The organism is Geodermatophilus amargosae (assembly GCF_900116515.1).
Lineage (GTDB): Bacteria > Actinomycetota > Actinomycetes > Mycobacteriales > Geodermatophilaceae > Geodermatophilus > Geodermatophilus amargosae.
This window is the reverse complement of sequence record NZ_FPBA01000007.1, coordinates 68,970-86,247: the sequence shown is the minus strand read 5'-3', so window position 1 is coordinate 86,247 and position 17,278 is coordinate 68,970. Positions and strand designations below refer to the sequence as shown.

Annotated in this window: 17 protein-coding genes; 1 reads left to right on the top strand and 16 read right to left on the bottom strand. The window is 74.0% G+C overall.

What is annotated here, in order from left to right; translation table 11 throughout:
• Window positions 1-155 precede the first annotated feature (155 nt).
• Window positions 156-1,451 (top strand): RNA 5'-3' helicase PhoH2, encoded by a 1,296-nt coding sequence (gene phoH2, locus BM414_RS11860; protein ID WP_093579651.1) that lies wholly within the window; start codon window positions 156-158, stop codon window positions 1,449-1,451.
• Between the two features lie 96 nt (window positions 1,452-1,547).
• Here the strand turns inward: phoH2 and BM414_RS11855 are convergent, their stop codons facing one another.
• The 16 genes from BM414_RS11855 to BM414_RS11775 all read right to left on the bottom strand — a co-directional run bounded on the left by BM414_RS11855 (window position 1,548) and on the right by BM414_RS11775 (window position 17,278).
• Complete coding sequence (locus tag BM414_RS11855; protein ID WP_093579650.1) at window positions 1,548-2,465, bottom strand: type IV toxin-antitoxin system AbiEi family antitoxin domain-containing protein; 918 nt, start codon at window positions 2,463-2,465, stop codon at window positions 1,548-1,550.
• Between the two features lie 145 nt (window positions 2,466-2,610).
• Window positions 2,611-2,859, bottom strand: coding sequence for a hypothetical protein (locus BM414_RS11850; protein ID WP_093579649.1), 249 nt, complete (start codon window positions 2,857-2,859; stop codon window positions 2,611-2,613).
• Window positions 2,856-5,699, bottom strand: coding sequence for a hypothetical protein (locus BM414_RS30205; protein ID WP_139245822.1), 2,844 nt, complete (start codon window positions 5,697-5,699; stop codon window positions 2,856-2,858). Before BM414_RS30205 ends, BM414_RS11850 begins: the two co-directional genes overlap by 4 nt.
• Window positions 5,680-7,710, bottom strand: a complete 2,031-nt coding sequence (gene flhA / locus BM414_RS11835) for a flagellar biosynthesis protein FlhA (RefSeq protein WP_245784656.1) — start codon at window positions 7,708-7,710, stop codon at window positions 5,680-5,682. Before flhA ends, BM414_RS30205 begins: the two co-directional genes overlap by 20 nt.
• A gap of 154 nt (window positions 7,711-7,864) precedes the next feature.
• Window positions 7,865-9,013: an EscU/YscU/HrcU family type III secretion system export apparatus switch protein gene (locus tag BM414_RS11830; protein WP_093579645.1), complete on the bottom strand. Its 1,149-nt coding sequence runs from the start codon at window positions 9,011-9,013 to the stop codon at window positions 7,865-7,867.
• A 6-nt stretch (window positions 9,014-9,019) separates the two neighbouring features.
• On the bottom strand, window positions 9,020-9,784 hold the full coding sequence (gene fliR / locus BM414_RS11825; protein ID WP_093579644.1) for a flagellar biosynthetic protein FliR: 765 nt from the start codon (window positions 9,782-9,784) through the stop codon (window positions 9,020-9,022).
• A gap of 5 nt (window positions 9,785-9,789) precedes the next feature.
• A complete protein-coding gene (fliQ, locus tag BM414_RS11820; RefSeq protein WP_093579643.1) occupies window positions 9,790-10,065 on the bottom strand; it encodes a flagellar biosynthesis protein FliQ in 276 nt (91 codons plus the stop codon).
• Entirely contained in the window at window positions 10,062-10,880 is an 819-nt protein-coding gene (gene fliP, locus BM414_RS11815) for a flagellar type III secretion system pore protein FliP (protein WP_093579642.1), read from the bottom strand. The genes fliQ and fliP overlap by 4 nt, the downstream gene beginning before the upstream one ends.
• A complete protein-coding gene (locus tag BM414_RS11810; protein ID WP_093579641.1) occupies window positions 10,880-11,311 on the bottom strand; it encodes a FliO/MopB family protein in 432 nt (143 codons plus the stop codon). Before BM414_RS11810 ends, fliP begins: the two co-directional genes overlap by 1 nt.
• Complete coding sequence (gene fliN / locus BM414_RS11805) at window positions 11,308-12,057, bottom strand: flagellar motor switch protein FliN (protein WP_093579640.1); 750 nt, start codon at window positions 12,055-12,057, stop codon at window positions 11,308-11,310. Before fliN ends, BM414_RS11810 begins: the two co-directional genes overlap by 4 nt.
• Window positions 12,054-13,022, bottom strand: a complete 969-nt coding sequence (locus BM414_RS11800; protein WP_093579639.1) for a flagellar motor switch protein FliM — start codon at window positions 13,020-13,022, stop codon at window positions 12,054-12,056. The genes fliN and BM414_RS11800 overlap by 4 nt, the downstream gene beginning before the upstream one ends.
• Window positions 13,023-13,297: 275 nt before the next feature.
• Complete coding sequence (locus BM414_RS11795; protein ID WP_093579638.1) at window positions 13,298-13,774, bottom strand: flagellar basal body-associated FliL family protein; 477 nt, start codon at window positions 13,772-13,774, stop codon at window positions 13,298-13,300.
• Window positions 13,771-14,718: an OmpA/MotB family protein gene (locus BM414_RS11790; RefSeq protein WP_093579637.1), complete on the bottom strand. Its 948-nt coding sequence runs from the start codon at window positions 14,716-14,718 to the stop codon at window positions 13,771-13,773. Before BM414_RS11790 ends, BM414_RS11795 begins: the two co-directional genes overlap by 4 nt.
• Complete coding sequence (locus BM414_RS11785) at window positions 14,715-15,485, bottom strand: motility protein A (RefSeq protein WP_093579636.1); 771 nt, start codon at window positions 15,483-15,485, stop codon at window positions 14,715-14,717. The genes BM414_RS11790 and BM414_RS11785 overlap by 4 nt, the downstream gene beginning before the upstream one ends.
• Before the next feature lie 3 nt (window positions 15,486-15,488).
• Window positions 15,489-15,788 carry a flagellar FlbD family protein gene (locus BM414_RS11780; protein WP_093579635.1) on the bottom strand — a complete coding sequence of 100 codons (300 nt, stop codon included), beginning with the start codon at window positions 15,786-15,788 and terminating at the stop codon, window positions 15,489-15,491.
• A 293-nt stretch (window positions 15,789-16,081) separates the two neighbouring features.
• A complete protein-coding gene (locus BM414_RS11775) occupies window positions 16,082-17,278 on the bottom strand; it encodes a flagellar hook protein FlgE (RefSeq protein WP_093579634.1) in 1,197 nt (398 codons plus the stop codon).

Genomic DNA, 17,278 nt, shown 5'->3' with positions numbered 1-17,278 from the left:
CGTCCGGGGTGGACGACGGGCCCGTCCCGCCGTCCACGGGAGGCCCGGTTGGTTCTGACGTTCTCGTCGACCAGAGGGGCCGGTCCCCGGCCCCTGCGCCGGGGCCCGGCCACCTTCGAGCCGGGGCGCGGTCCGCGCCCCGTCGGGAGTCGACCGTGACCACTCGCCGCACGTACGTCCTCGACACCTCCGTCCTGCTCTCCGACCCCCGCGCGCTGCTGCGCTTCGGCGACGCCGACGTGGTGCTCCCGCTGGTCGTCATCGGGGAACTCGAGGACAAGCGGCACCACCCCGAGCTCGGCTGGTTCGCCCGCCAGGCGCTGCGGCTGCTCGACGACCTCCGGGTCACCCACGGCCGGCTGGACGCGCCGGTGCCGGTGGGGGAGGACGGCGGCACGCTGCACGTCGAGCTCAACCACAGCGACGCCGCGGTGCTCCCGGCCGGCTTCCGCAACGACAGCAACGACAGCCGGATCATGGTGGTCGCGCTCAACCTGCGCGCCGAGGGCCGCGACGTCTGCCTGATCACCAAGGACGTGCCGCTGCGGGTCAAGGCGGCGGCGGTCGGCCTGGACACCGACGAGTACCGCGTGCTGGACGCCGTCGACGCGGGCTGGACCGGCATGGCCGAGCTGTCGCTCGAGGACGCCGAGCTGTCGGCCCTGTACGACACCGGTGAGGTCTACGTGCCGGCGGCCGCGGAGCTGCCCGCGCACACCGGGCTGGTGCTCCTGAGCTCGCGCGGGTCGGCGCTGGGTCGGGTCACGCCGGACAAGAAGGTGCGGCTGGTCCGCGGCGACCGCGAGGCGTTCGGGCTGCACGGGCGCTCGGCCGAGCAGCGGGTGGCGCTGGACCTGCTGCTGGACCCCGAGGTGGGGATCGTCTCGCTCGGCGGGCGGGCGGGCACCGGCAAGTCGGCGCTGGCGATTTGCGCGGGGCTCGAGTCGGTCATGGAGCGGCGGGCGCACAAGAAGGTCGTCATCTTCCGGCCGCTGTACGCCGTCGGCGGGCAGGAGCTCGGGTACCTGCCGGGCGGCGAGGGCGAGAAGATGTCGCCCTGGGCGCAGGCGGTCTACGACACCCTCGGCGCGCTGGTGTCCAAGGAGGTCCTCGAGGAGATCGCGGCGCGCGACCTCATCGAGGTGCTGCCGCTGACCCACATCCGCGGCCGCTCGCTGCACGACTCGTTCGTGATCGTCGACGAGGCGCAGTCGCTGGAGCGCGGCGTGCTGCTGACCGTGCTGTCGCGGCTGGGCAGCGGGTCGCGGGTGGTGCTCACGCACGACGTCGCGCAGCGGGACAACCTGCGGGTCGGCCGGCACGACGGCGTCGCCGCGGTGGTCGAGCAGCTCAAGGGTCACCCGCTGTTCGCGCACGTGACGCTGACCCGCTCGGAGCGCTCGCCGATCGCCGCCCTGGTCACCGAGATGCTGGAGGACTTCCCGCGCTGACCCGCGTCGGGCGGCCGGGCGGGCTCTTGCGGTGTTCCACCCGCTCTCGCGGTCCTGCAGGACCGCGAGAGCGGCGACGACACCGCAAGAGCCCGGTCACAGCAGACGTCCGGCGCGGGTGAAGGCGCCGCGGATGCGACGCTCGATCACGGACGGGGTGTCGAGGTCGGCCCAGGTCCAGCGGGCGACCTCCCAGCCCGCGTCGCGGATCTCGTCCTCGCGGAGCTTCTCGCGGAAGACGACGTCGCCGGGGTCCCGTCCCTCGTCGGCGCGGTACTTCACCCGCCCGTCGAACTCCCCGACGGTCCGGCGCGCCCGCCAGCCGAAGTCGCAGCGGCCGATCACCGACCGGTCCGGCCGCAGGAGCCGCACCTGTAGGTCGGGCGCCGGGATCCCGAGCCGGTGGAGGAGAACCCGGCTCCGGCTCTCGCCGACGCTCTCGCTGTGTGCGTCGGCGAATGCGGTGACACGAGCGGCACGGCGGGACCCGGGCACGGCGCCCATCCGCTCGAGGCAGCCGGTCAGGTCCTCTCGCGAGAGGCTGCCGGTGGCCAGCGCCGCATCGGCGGCGACGACCGCGGACTCGAAGGACGCCGACCGGGCCAGGTCCACCACCGTGCGCGCCATGGTCGTGGCCGGGACACCGTCGACGAGAGTCACGTCGCTGTCGGGCAGGCGTGCCACGTGCAGGTGGACGCGGGCACTGCCGCTGCCGGCTGCGGGCGGTCGCCTCGTCACGTGCACGCGTGCGCCGTCGACCCGCCACAGCGGCAGCCCGTGGAGCACGGCGGCCGAGCCGTGGCTGACCACGCTGCCGTCCCGGAGCGCCGGCGCGGTCGCCAGGACGAGCGCACGGTGCCGCGAGAGCCCGGCCGTCGGGTCGAGGTAGGCGCCTCGCCGGACCCGGACGAGCTCGCCTCGGCGCACGGTACGAGCCAGCTCGCCGTCGGTGACGTCGGCGGCGAGGGCCTCGGACCGCCGCAGGACGCGCGCCGGGGGCATCCAGTCGGTCATGCAGCGACCGTCGCCGTCCGCACTGCGGCATGACGCCGCTCGGGGAGATCTGTGGACGGCGCCCCGTCCTGTGCCCCTGCGGTGTCCCTCGCCCTCCTGCGGTCGTGCAGCACCGCAGGAGCACGGAGGCCACCACGGGAGCGGGTCAGGCGACGGGGGTGGGGTCCTCGTCGGGGACCGGCCTCGTCGGGCGGGTGCGCTGGTGGTCGGCCGGCCGGGCCTGCGGCGTCGCGGCCCAGCGCAGCAGCGCCACCGCGCCCCAGCCGGCGAGCAGACACCAGGGCAGCCGGGCGACCACCTCGTCGATCGTGAAGTCGCCGCGCAGGTACAGCGCGAGCACCGGGAGGGCCAGCACGAGCCCCACCGTGAGGACGTCCCAGCGCAGCGGGCTCATGCCTCAGCGCTCTCCAGCCGCTCGCACAGCAGCGAGGCCCAGCGGTGCGCCGTCGCCCGCGCTCCGTCGATGAGGGCCACCGGCACCGTCGTCCGGCCCAGCACGGCGGCGGGGTCGGCGGTCAGGTCGGTGTCCTGGACGACGAGGGCGTCGACGCGGGGGAGCGCGTCCAGCCACGGGCCGACGTCCTCGGGCTTGCGGGTCGCCTCGACGACGGCCCACACGCCCACCGGCGAGAAGATCGCCATGACCTGCTCGAGCCACGTCCGCGCACCGGCACGCATCGGGGCGTCCACCGCGACGACGGTCGGCGTCCCCGCGGCGGTGGCTTCCTGCTTGCGGGCGATCGCGGTGTCGACCGAGGTGATCCGGCTGGACTCGGACGCGAGCGCGGCGAGGTCACCGCGGGTGGCCCACTGCAGCCGGTCGGCGTCCAGGCGCATCGTGGCCGCCAACGAGCGGGCGGCGGCCAGCGTCTCGACGCCCGGGCCGACCACCAGCAGCACCTCGCCGGCACCGGACGGGGCCGACGGCGCCACGGGCAGCGCCGCGCCCAGCGCACGGGTGAGCGCCGCGTAGGTGCCGGCGTCGGCGACCTCGGCCGGGAAGCCGCCGCCGAGCAGGTCCTCCGGCACCCCGAGGGCGCGCAACCGGGCGACGGTGCCGGCGGCCTCGACCATGCGGGGGTCGACCCAGCCGCGGTTCACGGGCGTGCTGCCGGCCTCGCGGACCGACGAGACGACGACGCGACCCGGCGTCCACCCGCGGGCGGCGCGGGCGTCGACCGGCAGGCGGGTGACGGTCGCCAGGCCCGGAGCCGGGGCCACGCGGGCGACGGCCTGGCCGGGCACCGGCGGGAGGCGGCGCGCCGGCGGCACGGGCGGGCGCCCGAGCAGCCGCGGCACGGCCAGCTCCGCGCCGGGGGTCGGCGGCGGGAGCAGCGACAGCGGGGGCAGCACGGCGGTGGAGTCGAGGGCGAGCGGCGCGGGGTCGCTGGCGGTCGGCGCGAGCACCGCCTCCTCGACCTCCCACTCGTCGGACTCCGCCGAGGCGTCGACCCACGCCGGCTCCTGGTCGGCACGCTGCGAGGGTGCCGGGACCGGCGGGCGGCCGCGGTGCACGCCGCCCTGGGTGGAGGCGCTGGCGAGCACGCCGCGGAGGATGTCGGTGAGGGCGTCGTCGGGGGTGTCGTGCGCCAGCGCGGCACGCAGCACCTCGGCGATCGCCTCCTCGCGCCCGGTCACCGGACCGGTCAGGTCGGGCTCGGCGGCCCATTCGGCCACCGGCTGGGGCGTCGGCACCTCGATAGGCTCGACGACGACCGCCGGCAGCACGTCGGTGGCCGGCTCGTCGTCGAGCACGAGGGCCACCGCGGCGGTCTCGACGACGGGCACCTCGAGGACGGGCTCCTCGGCGGCGGGCTCCTCGGCGACGGGCTCGTCGGCCGGGCCGAGCAGCTCGGTCAGCAAGGAGTCCTCGTCGTCCGGGAGCTCGGCCGGGAGCTCGGCCGGGACGGGCTCCTCGGCGGCGATGTCCTCGGCGGCGATGTCCTCGGCGGCGATGTCCTCGGCGGCGATGTCCTCGGCGGCGATGTCCTCGGCGGCGATGTCCTCGGCGGCGATGTCCTCGGCGGCGATGTCCTCGGCGGCGATGACCTCGGGAACGACGTCCTCGGCGGGCTGAGGGGAGACGGCGGGACGGGAGACGGGCACGGGGTCGGCCCACATGTCCACGCCGAGCGCGGACGGCTCGTCGGCCACCTCGTCGTCGGCGACCTCGGCCTCCTCGGCCCCGGGCTCCTCGACGGCGACCTCGACCACGGGCTCCTCGGCCACGGGGAGCTCGACGACCGGCTCCGCCACGACCGGCTCCGCCACGACGGGGGCCTCGACCACCGGCGCGACCGGAGCGGCAGCAGCCACGGGAGCAGGAGCAGCCACGGGAGCGGGAGCGGCAACGGGGGCAGGAGCGGCCATCGCCGCGGCGAGGGCGGCGGCCAGCGGCATCGACGGCGTGACGGGCGCCGGCTCCGGCGTCCGCAGCACCGAGGACGGCTCGGGCTCCTCCTCCATCGCGCTCGCGGCCGCGGTGGCCGCGGCGACCTCCTGGACCGCGCGCAGGGCCTCGGCCGCCGAGAGCGCGGCGGCGGAGCGGACGGCGTCGTCGACGGCCTCGCTCACCTCGCGGTCACCGGCGACGACCTGCGCCAGCGCGGCGGTGAACAGCGACGGGCCGGTGGGCTCGGCCGGCGTCGCCGGGGGACGCACCGGGGCGCGCCCGGTCCGGCGGGCGGCCGCAGGAGCAGCAGGAGTCGGCGCAACGGCACGGGCAGCGGGAGCCGGCGCGGCAGCGCGGGGAGCGGTGGCCGGCCGGAACGCGGCGGTGCCGGGAGCCGGACGGCGGGGCGCGCCCACCGAGGCCCGGGAGTACAGGTCGACGTCGGGGTCGCCGTCGCCGGAGCCGAGCAGGCCGGCCAGCTCCGCGACCGGGTCGGGCAGCTCACGGGGAGCGGCCGGGCGGCCGGTGGGACGCGCGGCCGCGGGACGGCTGCGGTGCATGTCGGCCGCCCGCAGGAACGCGCCGGTGTCCTGCAGCGGGCGGGGGTCGCGGCTGAGCGCGGCCTCGATCCGGCGCGCGGACTCCGACTTCGGCGCTGGTGCGCGGCGGGCCGGCTCGACCTCCTCCACCTCGGCCACGAAGCGCTCGGTGGCGAAGAAGCCCAGCAGGCCGCCGGAGCGGATGCGGCGCACGCCGACGATCCGCACCGCGTGCCCGTACCGCTCCCGTGCCGCCGCGACGGCGGCCTCGGGCGTGGGCGCCTCAACGGATGGCAACGGCACCGTTCACCACTCCCAGTGACTCGATCTGGGCCGTGCGGGAGACCTCGGAGTACGAGATCACCGGCAGGCGGGGGAGGACCTGACGCATCAGGCGGGACAGCGCGGCCCGCACCTGGGGGGAGCACACGAGGACGGGGGACAGGCCGTGCTGCTCGGCGTCCTCGAGCAGCCCGCTGCAGCCGGTCACCAGCGCATCGACCGAGCCGGCGTCGAGGGCCAGCACCTGGCCGCCGTCGCTGTGCCGGACCGCCTCCAGCAGCCGCTGCTCGAAGCCCGGCTCGAGGGTGAGCACGTGCAGCCGCTCGTCGGGCGTGACGTAGGGGTGGCTGATCGCCGAGCCGAGCGCGCCGCGCACGGCCTCGACCAGCCCGTCGAGGTCGGTCGAGGTCCTCGCCCGCAGCGACAGCGCCTCGAAGATGCGCACCAGGTCGCGGATGGAGACGTTCTCCTCGAGCAGCGCGTGCAGCACCCGCTGCACCTCGCCGAGGGTGAGCAGCGCCGGGGTGAGCTCCTCGACGACGACCGGGTGGGTCCGCTTGACCATCTCGACCAGCAGCCGCACGTCCTCGCGGCCGAGCAGCTCGGAGGCGTTCTGGCGGACCACCTCGGCCAGGTGGGTGGTGATGACCGAGGAGCGGTCGACGACGGTGGCGCCGGCCATCTCCGCCTGCCGCTGCAGCTCGATCGGCACCCACTTGGCCGGCAGGCCGAACACCGGCTCGCGGGTGGGCCGGCCGGGCAGCCCGTCGAGTGCGTCGCCGATCGCCAGCACGGTGCCGGCGGGCGAGATGCCCTTGGCCGCCGGGACGCCGTTGAGCCAGATGACGTACTGGGACGCCGGGAGGTCGAGGTTGTCGCGGGTGCGGACCAGCGGGATTACCAGGCCGGTCTCCATCGCGACCTTCCGGCGCAGCGCCTTGACCCGGTCGAGCAGGTCGCCGCCGCGGGAGGAGTCGACGAGGTCGACGAGGTCGAAGGCCACCTCGAGCTCGAGCGGGTCGACCCGCATGCGCTCGGCGATCGCCTCGGGGGAGTCGGGGGCCGGGGCCTCGGCGGCGGTGATCGCCGGCGTCTCGTCGTCGTCCTCCGGGAGCTCCTGCATGCGGGAGGCCATGAACAGGAACACCCCGCCGATCAGGAGGAACGGCAGTTTCGGCAGCCCCGGGATCAGGCACAGCGCGAGGGCCGCGCCGCCGGCGATGCGCACCGGCTGCTTGAACCGGCCGAGCTGGGCGAGCAGGTCGGTGCCCATGTCGGCCTGGCTGGCCGAGCGGGTCACGATGATGCCGGTCGCGGTGGACAGCAGCAGGGCGGGGATCTGCGAGACCAGGCCGTCGCCGACCGTCAGCAGCGAGAAGGTGGAGACGGCCTCGCCAGGTGCCATCCCCCGCTGCATGACCCCGACGGCGAACCCGCCGACGAGGTTGATCAGCGTGATGATGATCGCCGCGATGGCGTCGCCCTTCACGAACTTCGAGGCACCGTCCATCGAGCCGTAGAAGTCCGCCTCGGCGGTGACCTCGGTGCGCCGCTTGCGCGCCTGCTTCTCGTTGATCAGCCCGGCGTTGAGGTCGGCGTCGATGGCCATCTGCTTGCCGGGCATCGCGTCGAGGGTGAAGCGGGCGCCGACCTCGGCCACGCGGCCGGCCCCGTTGGTGATGACGACGAACTGGATGATCGTGAGGATCACGAAGATCACCAGGCCGACGACCAGCGAGCCGCCGATCACGAAGTGCCCGAAGGCCTCGATGACCTTGCCGGCGTAGCCGTCGGTGAGCACCAGCCGCGTCGAGGAGACGTTGAGCGCGAGGCGGAACAGCGTCGCGATGAGGATCAGCGACGGGAAGACCGCGAAGTCCAGCGGCCGCTTGATCTGCATGGAGACCAGCAGGATCAGCAGCGACGCGGTGATGTTCAGGCCCAGCAGCAGGTCCAGCACGGCCGCCGGCAGCGGCACGACCAGCATCAGGACGATGGCCACCACGCCGATGGGCACGGCCGCCTTGCTCATCCCTCGCACGGGCACCCCATCGGCAGCCGGGGGTGCCCGGCCGACCGCGGACGGTGCACCAGTCACAGCTGCCCCACACCTCGTGCAGGCACAGGAGGCTCTCCGCACGTATCGGCAGGTGGGACGTGCGCATCGCCTCCAATGCCTCGCGGAGTCAGGAGGCGATCGGGGCCCTCCGGCGGCCGGCCCTCGGCAGGTCCGCGACGTCGGGTGCCTGGAAGCCCGGGCGGTGGAACCCGCCGCGCACACCGCGGGTACCGAGCTGCATGACGAAGGCCAGCACCCGGGCGACGGCGGTGAACAGTTGCGGCGGCACCTCCTGGCCCAGCTCGCAGGAGGCGTGCAGGGCCCGCGCGAGCGGCACGTCCTGGACCATCGGCACCCGCGCCTCGGCGGCCCGCTCGCGCAGCCGGGCGGCCATCTCGTCGGCGCCCTTGGCCACCACCCGCGGCGCGCCCCGCTCCGGCTCGTACTTCAGCGCGACGGCGACGTGCGTCGGGTTGACCAGAAGGACGTCGGCGGTGGCGACCTCGGCCATCATCCGGTTGCGCGACATGGCCAGCTGCATCGAGCGGCGCTGGCCCTTCACGTGCGGGTCGCCCTCGGACTGCTTGTGCTCCTGCTGGATCTCGTACTTGGTCATCTTGAGCTTGCTCATCGTCTGCTTGCGCACCACGACGTAGTCGGCGATCGCGATGACCAGGCCGGTGACCGCCACGACGCGCAGCATGAGGACGGCGGAGGAGGCGAAGGTCGCCACCACCGCCGACAGAGGCAGCGCGCCCGACGCCGACACCAGCGCCTGCGCCCGGTCGCTGGTCACGACGACGACGGTGCCGAGCGCGGCGGTCTTGATGACGGCCTTGAGCGCCTCCCAGAGCCCGTGCGTGCCGAACATCCGCTTCATCCCGGGGAACGGGTTGAGCTTCTTCAGCGTCGGCTTCATGCCCTTCGTGGCGAAGGAGACCCCGCCCTGCGCGGCGGACGCCAGCACCCCGACCAGCATCAGCGACAGCGCCATCGGCAGCAGCGTCTCGAGGAAGACCGTCAGCGCCTGCCCGAGCAGCGCGCCGACCGCTTCGGCCTCCGGCTCGTCGACCACCGTCCCGAACTGCACGAACAGCCGGCCGATGGCGTCGAAGGTGTTCCCCACCAGCATCGGCAGGAAGACGCTGGCCGCCGACACGCCCGCCCAGGTGCCCAGCTCCTGGGTCCGCGGGATCTGCCCCTCCTTGCGCGCCTCCTTGAGACGCTTGGGAGTGGGCTTCTCGGTCTTCTCACCCCCCTGACCGTCCTTGGCCATCCCGGCTCACCCGCTCCGGAAGCCGACGACCGCGCGGGTGGCCTGCTCCAGCAGCGCGTCGAGCGCCGGCGGCAGCAGGGGGAAGGTCAGCCCGAGCAGCGCGAGGGTCAGCATGATCTTCACGGGGAAGCCGATGGCGAAGATGTTGAGCGCCGGGGCGGCCCGGGACAGCAGGGCCAGGGCGACGTCGGCCAGCAGCAGCACGGCCACCATCGGGCCGGCGATCTGCAGGGCGGCGAGGAACATCGTCGAGAACGCCGTCAGCACGACGTGGGCGACGTCCTCGGCCGGGTAACCGCCGGACACCGGCAGCCCCTCGTAGGAGGTGGCGAACCCGCGCACGATGAGCAGGTGCCCGCCGCTGGTGAACAGCAGCGTCGTGGCCAGCAGGTAGTGCAGCTTGCCGATGACGGAGTTGGTGGTCATGGCCAGCGGGTCGTAGGCCGGCTGCAGGGAGAAGCCGCCGGTGACGTCGATGAGCTCCCCGGCGAACTGCACCGCGGTGAAGAACAGCTGGACGACGAAGCCCAGCGCCGCGCCGATGGCCACCTCGCTGACCGCCGTGACGACGAGGAACCCGGTGGTCGGCTCGGGCAGCCCGGGCGCCACGCGATCCAGCAGCGCGACCGCCAGTGCCAGCGCCAGCGCGCCCTTGACCGGCGCCGGGATGGTGCGCGTGGTGAACGGCGGGGCGAGCAGGACGAAGCCGGCCGCCCGGGCGGTGGCCAGCAGCAGGGCCGCGAGCGTGACCGCCGGGACCTCGAGGTCCATGGCGGTCAGGTCCGCCCGAGCAGGTGCGGCAGCTGGGCGAACAGGGTGTGGGTGAAGTCGACCAGCTCGGCGAGCACCCAGTTGCCCGTGACCAGCAGCGCGATGCTCACCGCGATCATCTTGGGGACGAAGGACAGCGTGGGTTCCTGGATCTGGGTCGCCGCCTGGAACAGCGAGATCAGGAAGCCGACAAGCAGGGCGGTCAGCAGGACCGGGGCGGCCACCTTGGCGGCCACCATCATGGTCTGGATGGCGATGCCGGTGACGTCTGCGTCGCTCACGTGTACGACCCCACGAGTGACGTGGTGATCATCGCCCAGCCGTCGACGACCACGAAGAACAGCAGCTTGAACGGCAGCGACACGATGGACGGCGGCACCATCATCATGCCCATCGCCATGAGCGAGGCGCTGACCAGCATGTCCAGCACCAGGAACGGGATGAACACGACCAGCCCGATGATGAAGGCGCTCTTGAGCTCGGAGAGGACGAACGCCGGGACCAGCGTCGTCATGCTCACCGCGGCGCGGTCCTCGGGCTGCTCCTCGCCCGACAGGCCGACCATGAGCTGCAGCTCGTCGTCGCGGGTGTTGTCGAGCAGGAACTCCTTGAGCGGCACGACGCCGGCGTCGTAGGCCTGGGAGACCGTCATGGTGCCGTCCATGTAGGGCTGGACGGCGATCTCGTTGACGTCGGACAGGACCGGGCCCATCACGAACAGCGTGAGGAACAGCGCGATGCCGGTGAGCACGGTGTTCGGCGGCGAGGACTGCAGGCCCAGCGCGTTCCGGGTGAGCGACAGGACCACGATGATCTTGGTGAACGAGGTGCACAGCAGCAGCACGGCGGGCGCCACCGACAGCACGGTGATCGCGAGGATCAGCGTGATCGAGGTGCTCGGGCTGCCGTTGCCGACCGAGATGTCGACCCCGCCGTCGACGGCGGGCACGGCCGGTGCCGTGGGCGCCGTCGGTGCGGCCGGTGCCGCGGCGGCCGGCCCGGCGAGCAGGACGCCGGCGACGGCGCAGCCCAGCAGCGCCAGCAGCACGGTGGCGGCCCGGCGCGGCAGCGACCGCGCGAGCGGGGTGGAGGTCATCAGCGGCGGACCGTCCGCTCGCGGAGCGTGGTGAGGAAGCCCTGCCAGCCCTGCCGGTCGAACACCGAGCCGGCCAGCGCGCCGCCCACCCGGACCCCGCCCGGCCGCGCGGCGACGGCGGAGCGCTGCGCGCCGTCCCCGGCCGGGGCCGGACCGGCGGCGGCCCGCTCGGCGAGCGTGGCCTCCACGGCGTCGCCGTCGAGCTCGGCGAGCAGGGTGACCTGCTCCTCGGTCGCGCCGACGACGAGCACGCGGTCGCCGATGCGCAGCACGTTGACCGTGCTGGCGCGGCCCATCCGCTGGCGGGCCACGACCTCGACCAGCCCGCCGGTGGAGCCCAGGCCGCGCTTCTTGGCCAGGCGCGCGGCGAACCAGAGCACGCCGCCGACGAACGCCAGCGACAGGATCAGCCGGATCAGCATCCAGGTCATGCCTGCGCGGCCCCCAGCTCGGCGGCGGCGTCGCTGACGATCTCGCTGATCCGCAGCCCGAAGTCCTCGTCGACGACGACGACCTCGCCGCGGGCGATGAGCGTGCCGTTGACCAGCAGGTCGGCCGGGGCGCTGGCGGCGCGGTCGAGCTCGACCACCTCGCCCGGGTGCAGCGAGAGGAGCTCGCCCACGGTCATGCGGGTGCGGCCGATCTCGACGGTGACCTCCATGGCCACGTGCCGCAGCAGGTCCAGGCTGTTGCGCGGCGCGCGGGCCGCGGTCGGCAGCGTCACCTGCAGCGCCAGGGTGGCCTGGTGGTCGGTCCCGGCCGACAGCGGGACGGCCACGAACATGCCCTTGTCCCGCAGCCCGTCGAGCGCGGTCACCGGGTCCTCGGTGCGCTCGGCGTCCACGCGGACCCGGCCGAGGGTGGCCGCGGCCGCCTCCAGCGCCGGGCGCAGCGCCGTCGCGACGTCCATCGGGCCCACGGGGGAGTTGTCGAGCGCCTCGACGACCTCCGCGGACAGCACCAGGACGACGTCGCCGGTGATCTCGCCGGAGAGCCGGGCGCTGACCGCGGCGGCCGCGGCCGGCGGGACCGGGACGGCGTCGGGGTCGGTGACCGCGGGCCCGGGGTGCAGCTCGGCACCGGCCGGGACGAGCGCGGCGGCGGCGCGGGCGGCGGCCACCACGACGGCGGTGATGGTCTCCGAGGCGGCCTGGGTGGGGTCGAGCGTGGCGGTCATGCGGAGTCCTTCGCGGCGGCGGACGGGGCAGGGACGATGGCGGCCGCCAGCCGGCGGCGGTGGTTGCTGGCGATGGCATGGGCGAACACGGTGTCGTTGGTGGTCACCTCGAGCGGGGCGTCCCGCGGGTGGCGCAGCAGCAGGACGTCGCCGACGGTGAGGGACAGCAGGTCGTCGGAGGACACCTCGAGCGGGCTGAACCGGACGCTCACGTCGACCGGGACGAGCTCGAGGCGCTCGGCCAGCAGCTGCGCGGCGCGCTGACGCTTGCGCTGCGCGGACTCCGACAGCTGCGGCGAGGCGGCGTTGGACAGCGCCGGCGCGAACGAGGAGAAGGGCAGGACCAGCGAGGCGCTGCCCTCGCGGCTGCCGATCGTCATCGTGAAGCGGGCGACCATGACGGTGTCCGAGCCGGCCGCGGCCTGGGCCAGCGCGGGGTTGTACTCGATGTCGTCGGCCACCGGCTGCATCACGGCGACGTGCGCGAAGGCGGCGGCGAACTCCTGCAGCAGCCGGGTCATCAGCTGCCCGGTGATGGTGGTCTCCATCGCCGTCATCGGCCGCTCGGGCTGGTGGGCGGCGCCGGACCCGCCGAGCATGTGGTCGACGGTCGCCATCGCGATGTCGAGCGGGTAGGCCAGCAGGCCCTTGCCGGCCAGCGGCTCGATGGTGAACGTCGTCAGGAAGCACGGGTCGGGCAGCGTGGCGACGTAGTCGTCGTAGGAGTGCTGCTCGATGCCCAGCAGCTCCAGCCGGGCGCCGGTGCGCAGCATCGTGGTGAGGACGGTCGTCGCCTGGCGGGCGAAGGCCTCCTGGGCGATCTGCAGCACGCGGACGTGCTCGCGGCCGAGCTTGGTGGGGCGGCGGAAATCGTAGGTGCGGGGCGCACCGCGCCGGCTGCGGCCACCGGCCGGCGCCTGCGGCCCGGGCCCGGTGGGCGCGGTCGCGGTGTCGGGGCGGGTCACGGTCCCCTCATCGGCGGGGCCGGAACGCGAACTGACCGGCGGCGCGGGGCGCCGCCGGTCAGCCGGGGAGGGTGGGACTGGTGGTGCGTCCCGAGGTCACTGGGGTGGAACCGGCGGGGCGGTCCCGCCTCGTGTGGTGGTGGAGCAGGGGTGGTGCGCGCCCGGGCGGCCGAGCGGGTGCGCTGACGCGGGATCCAGGGGGCCGGGTCGCGGCCTCAGCGCACACCGTCGGTCCCGGGTCGGGGGCCCCCGGCCGGTGCAGCTCGCGGCGTCGGCTACTGGGTCACGTACTCCGTGAAGTAGATGCCCATGACCATCTCGACACCCTCCTCGTCGGTGTAGGCCTCGACGATCTGGTGCTCCAGCGACTCCTTCAGCGCCTCGCGGGCGCCGGTGACGTCGGCCGGCTGGGCCTGCGAGTAGGTGGAGATGACCAGGTCGAGGGCCTTGGACCCGTCGACGCCGCCGCCGCCGTGACCACCGGAGGCGGCGTCCTCGGTCGTCTGCAGGCTGATCCCGATCTTGAGGTACCCGCCGCCGGCCAGGTTGACCGTCACCGGCTCGAGGGCCACGACCTCACCGGCCACCGGCTCCTCGGCCTCGGCCTCCCCGGTGAAGAGGAAGAAGTACGCGGCCGCGCCGGCCACGACCAGGAGGACGGCCAGCACGAGGAAGAGCTTCTTCTTGCCGCCCTCCGCCTCCTCGCCGTCGGCGGGCGCGTCCTTCTCCTTGGCCTTGGTCTTGGTGCTCACTCGTGGGTGCCTTCCTGTGCGGGGGCGGCCGGTGCGGGAGCGGCCGGTGCGGGGGCCTGTGCGGGGGCATCGAGGCCGGGCAGCAGCTCGTTGGCCTCGGCGGAGGCGTCGGACAGCACGACGATGTCGACGCGACGGTTCAGGGACAGGGCGTCGGGGTCGCTCGCGGGCACCATCGGCATCGTGTCGGACAGGCCGGTGCCCGAGAGACGGTCCTGCGCGACGCCCCCGGCGGCGAGGTAGCGGACCACCGTGGTGGCCCGGAAGGCCGACAGCTCCCAGTTCGAGGGCCACGGCCCGCCCCGGGTGACCGGGAGGGAGTTGGCGTGGCCCTCGACGGCCAGCCGGTTGGGCAGGGCGGCCAGCGTGGGGCCGACGGCGTCGAGGATCTCGCGGCCCTGCGGGCGCAGCGTCGCCTCCTCCGGGCCGAAGAGCACGGGGTCGGAGACGATGTGCACGACCAGGCCGCGCTCGTCGATCTCGTAGCGGGCCGTGCCGGCGTGCCCGGCGGCGGCCAGCGCGGCGTCGATCGCGTCGCGGGCGGCGGCGAGGTGGTCGTACTCCGCCCGCGCCTCCGCGGCGACCCGCGCGGCCTCCTGGGCGGCGGCCTCGGCGGCCGCGGCGTCGACCGACTCCTGGGCCGCCGGCGCCGGCGGGATCTGGACGTCGACGGCGGCGTCGAGGGAGTCGAGGACCGACGCCTCGGGGTTGCCCGCCGATCCCTGCACGGCGGTGACCGGGGCGCCGAAGGCCTCGGAGAGCCCGCTGGCCAGGGCCGCGAACTTGTCCTTGTCGACCTGGCTCATCGCGAAGAGCACCACGAAGAGGACGAGCAGCAGCGTCATCATGTCCGCGTAGGACACCAGCCACCGCTCGTGGTTCTCGTGCTCCTCCTCGACGTGCTTCTTGGCGCGGCGGCGGCCGCCGTGGCCGCCGCTGCTCATGCGGCCTCCTTGGCGACCTCACTGGGCGGGATGAGGGAGTTGAGCTTGAGCCGGACGGCGCGCGGGCTGGTGCCGGCCTGGATCTCGGCGATGCCCTCCACGAGCAGCTCCATCTGGGCGGCCTGCAGCTCGCTGACCCGCATGATCTTGGCGCCCATCGGCAGGAACCAGAAGTTGGCGGCCATGACGCCCCAGAGGGTGGCGACGAACGCCGCGGCGATCATCGGGCCCAGCGCCTCGGGGTTGCTCAGGCTGCCCATGACGTTCATCAGGCCGACGATGCAGCCGACGATGCCGATGGTCGGTGCGTAGCCGCCCATCGTGGTCATGAACTTGGCGGCGACCTTGTCCTCCGCCTTCTTCGCCGCGATCTCCGACTCGAGGACGGCGCGCAGCTCCTCGGGGTCGGTGCCGTCGATGCCCATCTGCAGGCCGCGCTTGAGGAAGGGGTCCTCGATGGCCTTGACCTGCGCCTCCAGCGCGAGCAGGCCCTCCTTGCGGGCCTTCTCGGCGAGGCTGACCAGGGTCTGGATCTGGTCGCTGGCCGGCGGCACCTTGGCCGGCATCACGCCCATCTTGAACCAGCCGGGCATCTTCTTGAGGTCGTCCATCGTCTGGCCGGACATGGCCGCGCCGAAGGTGGCGACGATGACCAGGATGATGGCCGGCAGGAAGATCAGCGACGTCGGGTCGGCACCCTCCATCACCATGAAGGCCAGCAGGGCGACGAGGGAGATGACGAACCCGATGAGGGTGGCGGGATCCACGGGTCAGCGCTCCTCGCGGGCCGGGAAGGGGACGACCGACGCGTGGCGGGTCCCGCCCCCCGGCTCGGTCGGGGAGGCGCCGGGAGAGGTGCGGTAGGTGCCGCGGTCCATGGCGTAGGCGGTCGCGAGGATGCTGGCCCGGTACTCCCGGATCTCGTCGAGTACCTCGTCGACGCCCTCGCGGACGATGTACTTGGTGCCGTCGACGAGGAAGACGACGGTGTCGGGATGACCCTCGACCCGCTCGATCAGGTCGGGGTTCAGTGCGAAGTGCTCCCCGTTCAGGCGCGTCACTCGGATCACGGGTGGGTCCTCTGGCTCGATCGGGAAGGGGGAGAGGCAGCCGCGACGGTGCGGCGCCGGCTACAGGGACCATCGGTCCCGCGCGGGGGCTGCTTGAGCCGAACCCGGCCCGCCGCATCACCCCCGGGGGTGAGCCCGGCACCGCGTTCCCGCACGTCACACGCGTACCGGCGGCGGGAACCGGGCCCCGACGCGGCGCTGCCCGGCACCCCGGGGAACGGGTGCCGGGCCGCGTGACGGCCTCCCTCCAGGGCCCGCCGCGAGCTCGCGAGTGGCGGGGTGGAGGGAGGTCCTTACCGCTTGAGGTTGACCAGGTCCTGCAGGATCTCGTCGGAGCTGGTGATCACGCGGCTGTTCGCCTGGAAGCCCCGCTGGGCGACGATCAGGCCGGTGAACTCCTCGGCGAGGTCGACGTTGGACATCTCCAGCGCGCCGGCGGTCAGGGTGCCGCGGCCGCCGGTGCCGGCCTCGCCGACGACGGCCTGGCCGGAGTTGTCGCCCACGCGGTAGCTGGTGTTGCCGGCCTTCGACAGGCCGCCGGGGTTGGCGAAGGTGGCCATCGCGAGCTTGCCGATCGGCTCGCGCAGGCTGTTGGAGAAGACGCCCATGATCGTGCCGTCGTTGCTCAGCGAGATCGACTGCAGCGTGCCCATGGCGTTGCCGTCGACGCCGCTGGGGGTCACCGCCGTCTTCCCGCCGAACTCGGTCATCCCGGTCAGGTCGATGCCCACGGCCTGCCCCGCCACGGTGAAGGAGAAGGTCGTGCCCGCGTTCGGCCGGCCCGTCGCGGCGTCGAAGGTGAGCGCCTGCGAGCCGAGCGGCGTGGTGCCCTCCTGCGCGGCGACCGTCCAGCTGTTGGCGGCGCCCTTGGTGAAGGTCAGCGAGATCTCGTGCGCCGTGCCCACCGAGTCGTAGGCGGTGACCTGCGTCTGCACGACGTCGTCGACGGCGGTCGCGGTGGACAGGTTGCCCACGAGCGCGCCCTCGGTGGTGGCCGTGGGGGCCATGACCTGGCCGAAGGGGATCCGCAGCGGGCCGATCGGGCCGTTGGAGTCGACCTCGCCGCCGGCGGTGGCGGTCCAGCCCTGCAGCTGCGCGCCGTCGGGGGTCACCAGGTTGCCGGCGCCGTCGGAGTCGAAGGAGCCGGCGCGGGTGTACAGGTTCTCGTTGCCGGCCTTGGTGACGAAGAAGCCGTCGCCGCTGATCATGAAGTCGGTGGCCCGGCCGGTGTTCTGGGTGGAGCCCTGGCCGAAGTTGGTGGTGATGCCGGCGACCTTGACGCCGAGGCCGACCTGCGCCGGGTTGGTGCCGCCGGTCTCGGCGGTGGGGGCCGAGCCGTTGCGGATCACCTGGGACAGGGTGTCCTCGAAGACGGTCTGGCTGCTCTTGTAGCCGACGGTGTTGACGTTGGCGATGTTGTTGCCGGTCACGTCGAGCTTGGTCTGGTGGGCACGCAGGCCGGAGATGGCCGAGAACATCGAACGGAGCAC

Bases quoted from the DNA above. Each gene is read 5' to 3' on its own strand.
- BM414_RS11850 (WP_093579649.1), bottom strand. From the start codon at position 2,859: ATGAGCCCGCTGCGCTGGGACGTCCTCACGGTGGGGCTCGTGCTGGCC.
- BM414_RS11855 (WP_093579650.1), bottom strand. From the start codon at position 2,465: ATGACCGACTGGATGCCCCCGGCGCGCGTCCTGCGGCGGTCCGAGGCC.
- fliR (WP_093579644.1), bottom strand. From the start codon at position 9,784: ATGGACCTCGAGGTCCCGGCGGTCACGCTCGCGGCCCTGCTGCTGGCC.
- flhA (WP_245784656.1), bottom strand. From the start codon at position 7,710: ATGAGCAAGGCGGCCGTGCCCATCGGCGTGGTGGCCATCGTCCTGATG.
- fliN (WP_093579640.1), bottom strand. From the start codon at position 12,057: ATGACCGCCACGCTCGACCCCACCCAGGCCGCCTCGGAGACCATCACC.
- BM414_RS11830 (WP_093579645.1), bottom strand. From the start codon at position 9,013: ATGGCCAAGGACGGTCAGGGGGGTGAGAAGACCGAGAAGCCCACTCCC.
- BM414_RS11810 (WP_093579641.1), bottom strand. From the start codon at position 11,311: ATGACCTGGATGCTGATCCGGCTGATCCTGTCGCTGGCGTTCGTCGGC.
- fliP (WP_093579642.1), bottom strand. From the start codon at position 10,880: ATGACCTCCACCCCGCTCGCGCGGTCGCTGCCGCGCCGGGCCGCCACC.
- BM414_RS11790 (WP_093579637.1), bottom strand. From the start codon at position 14,718: ATGAGCAGCGGCGGCCACGGCGGCCGCCGCCGCGCCAAGAAGCACGTC.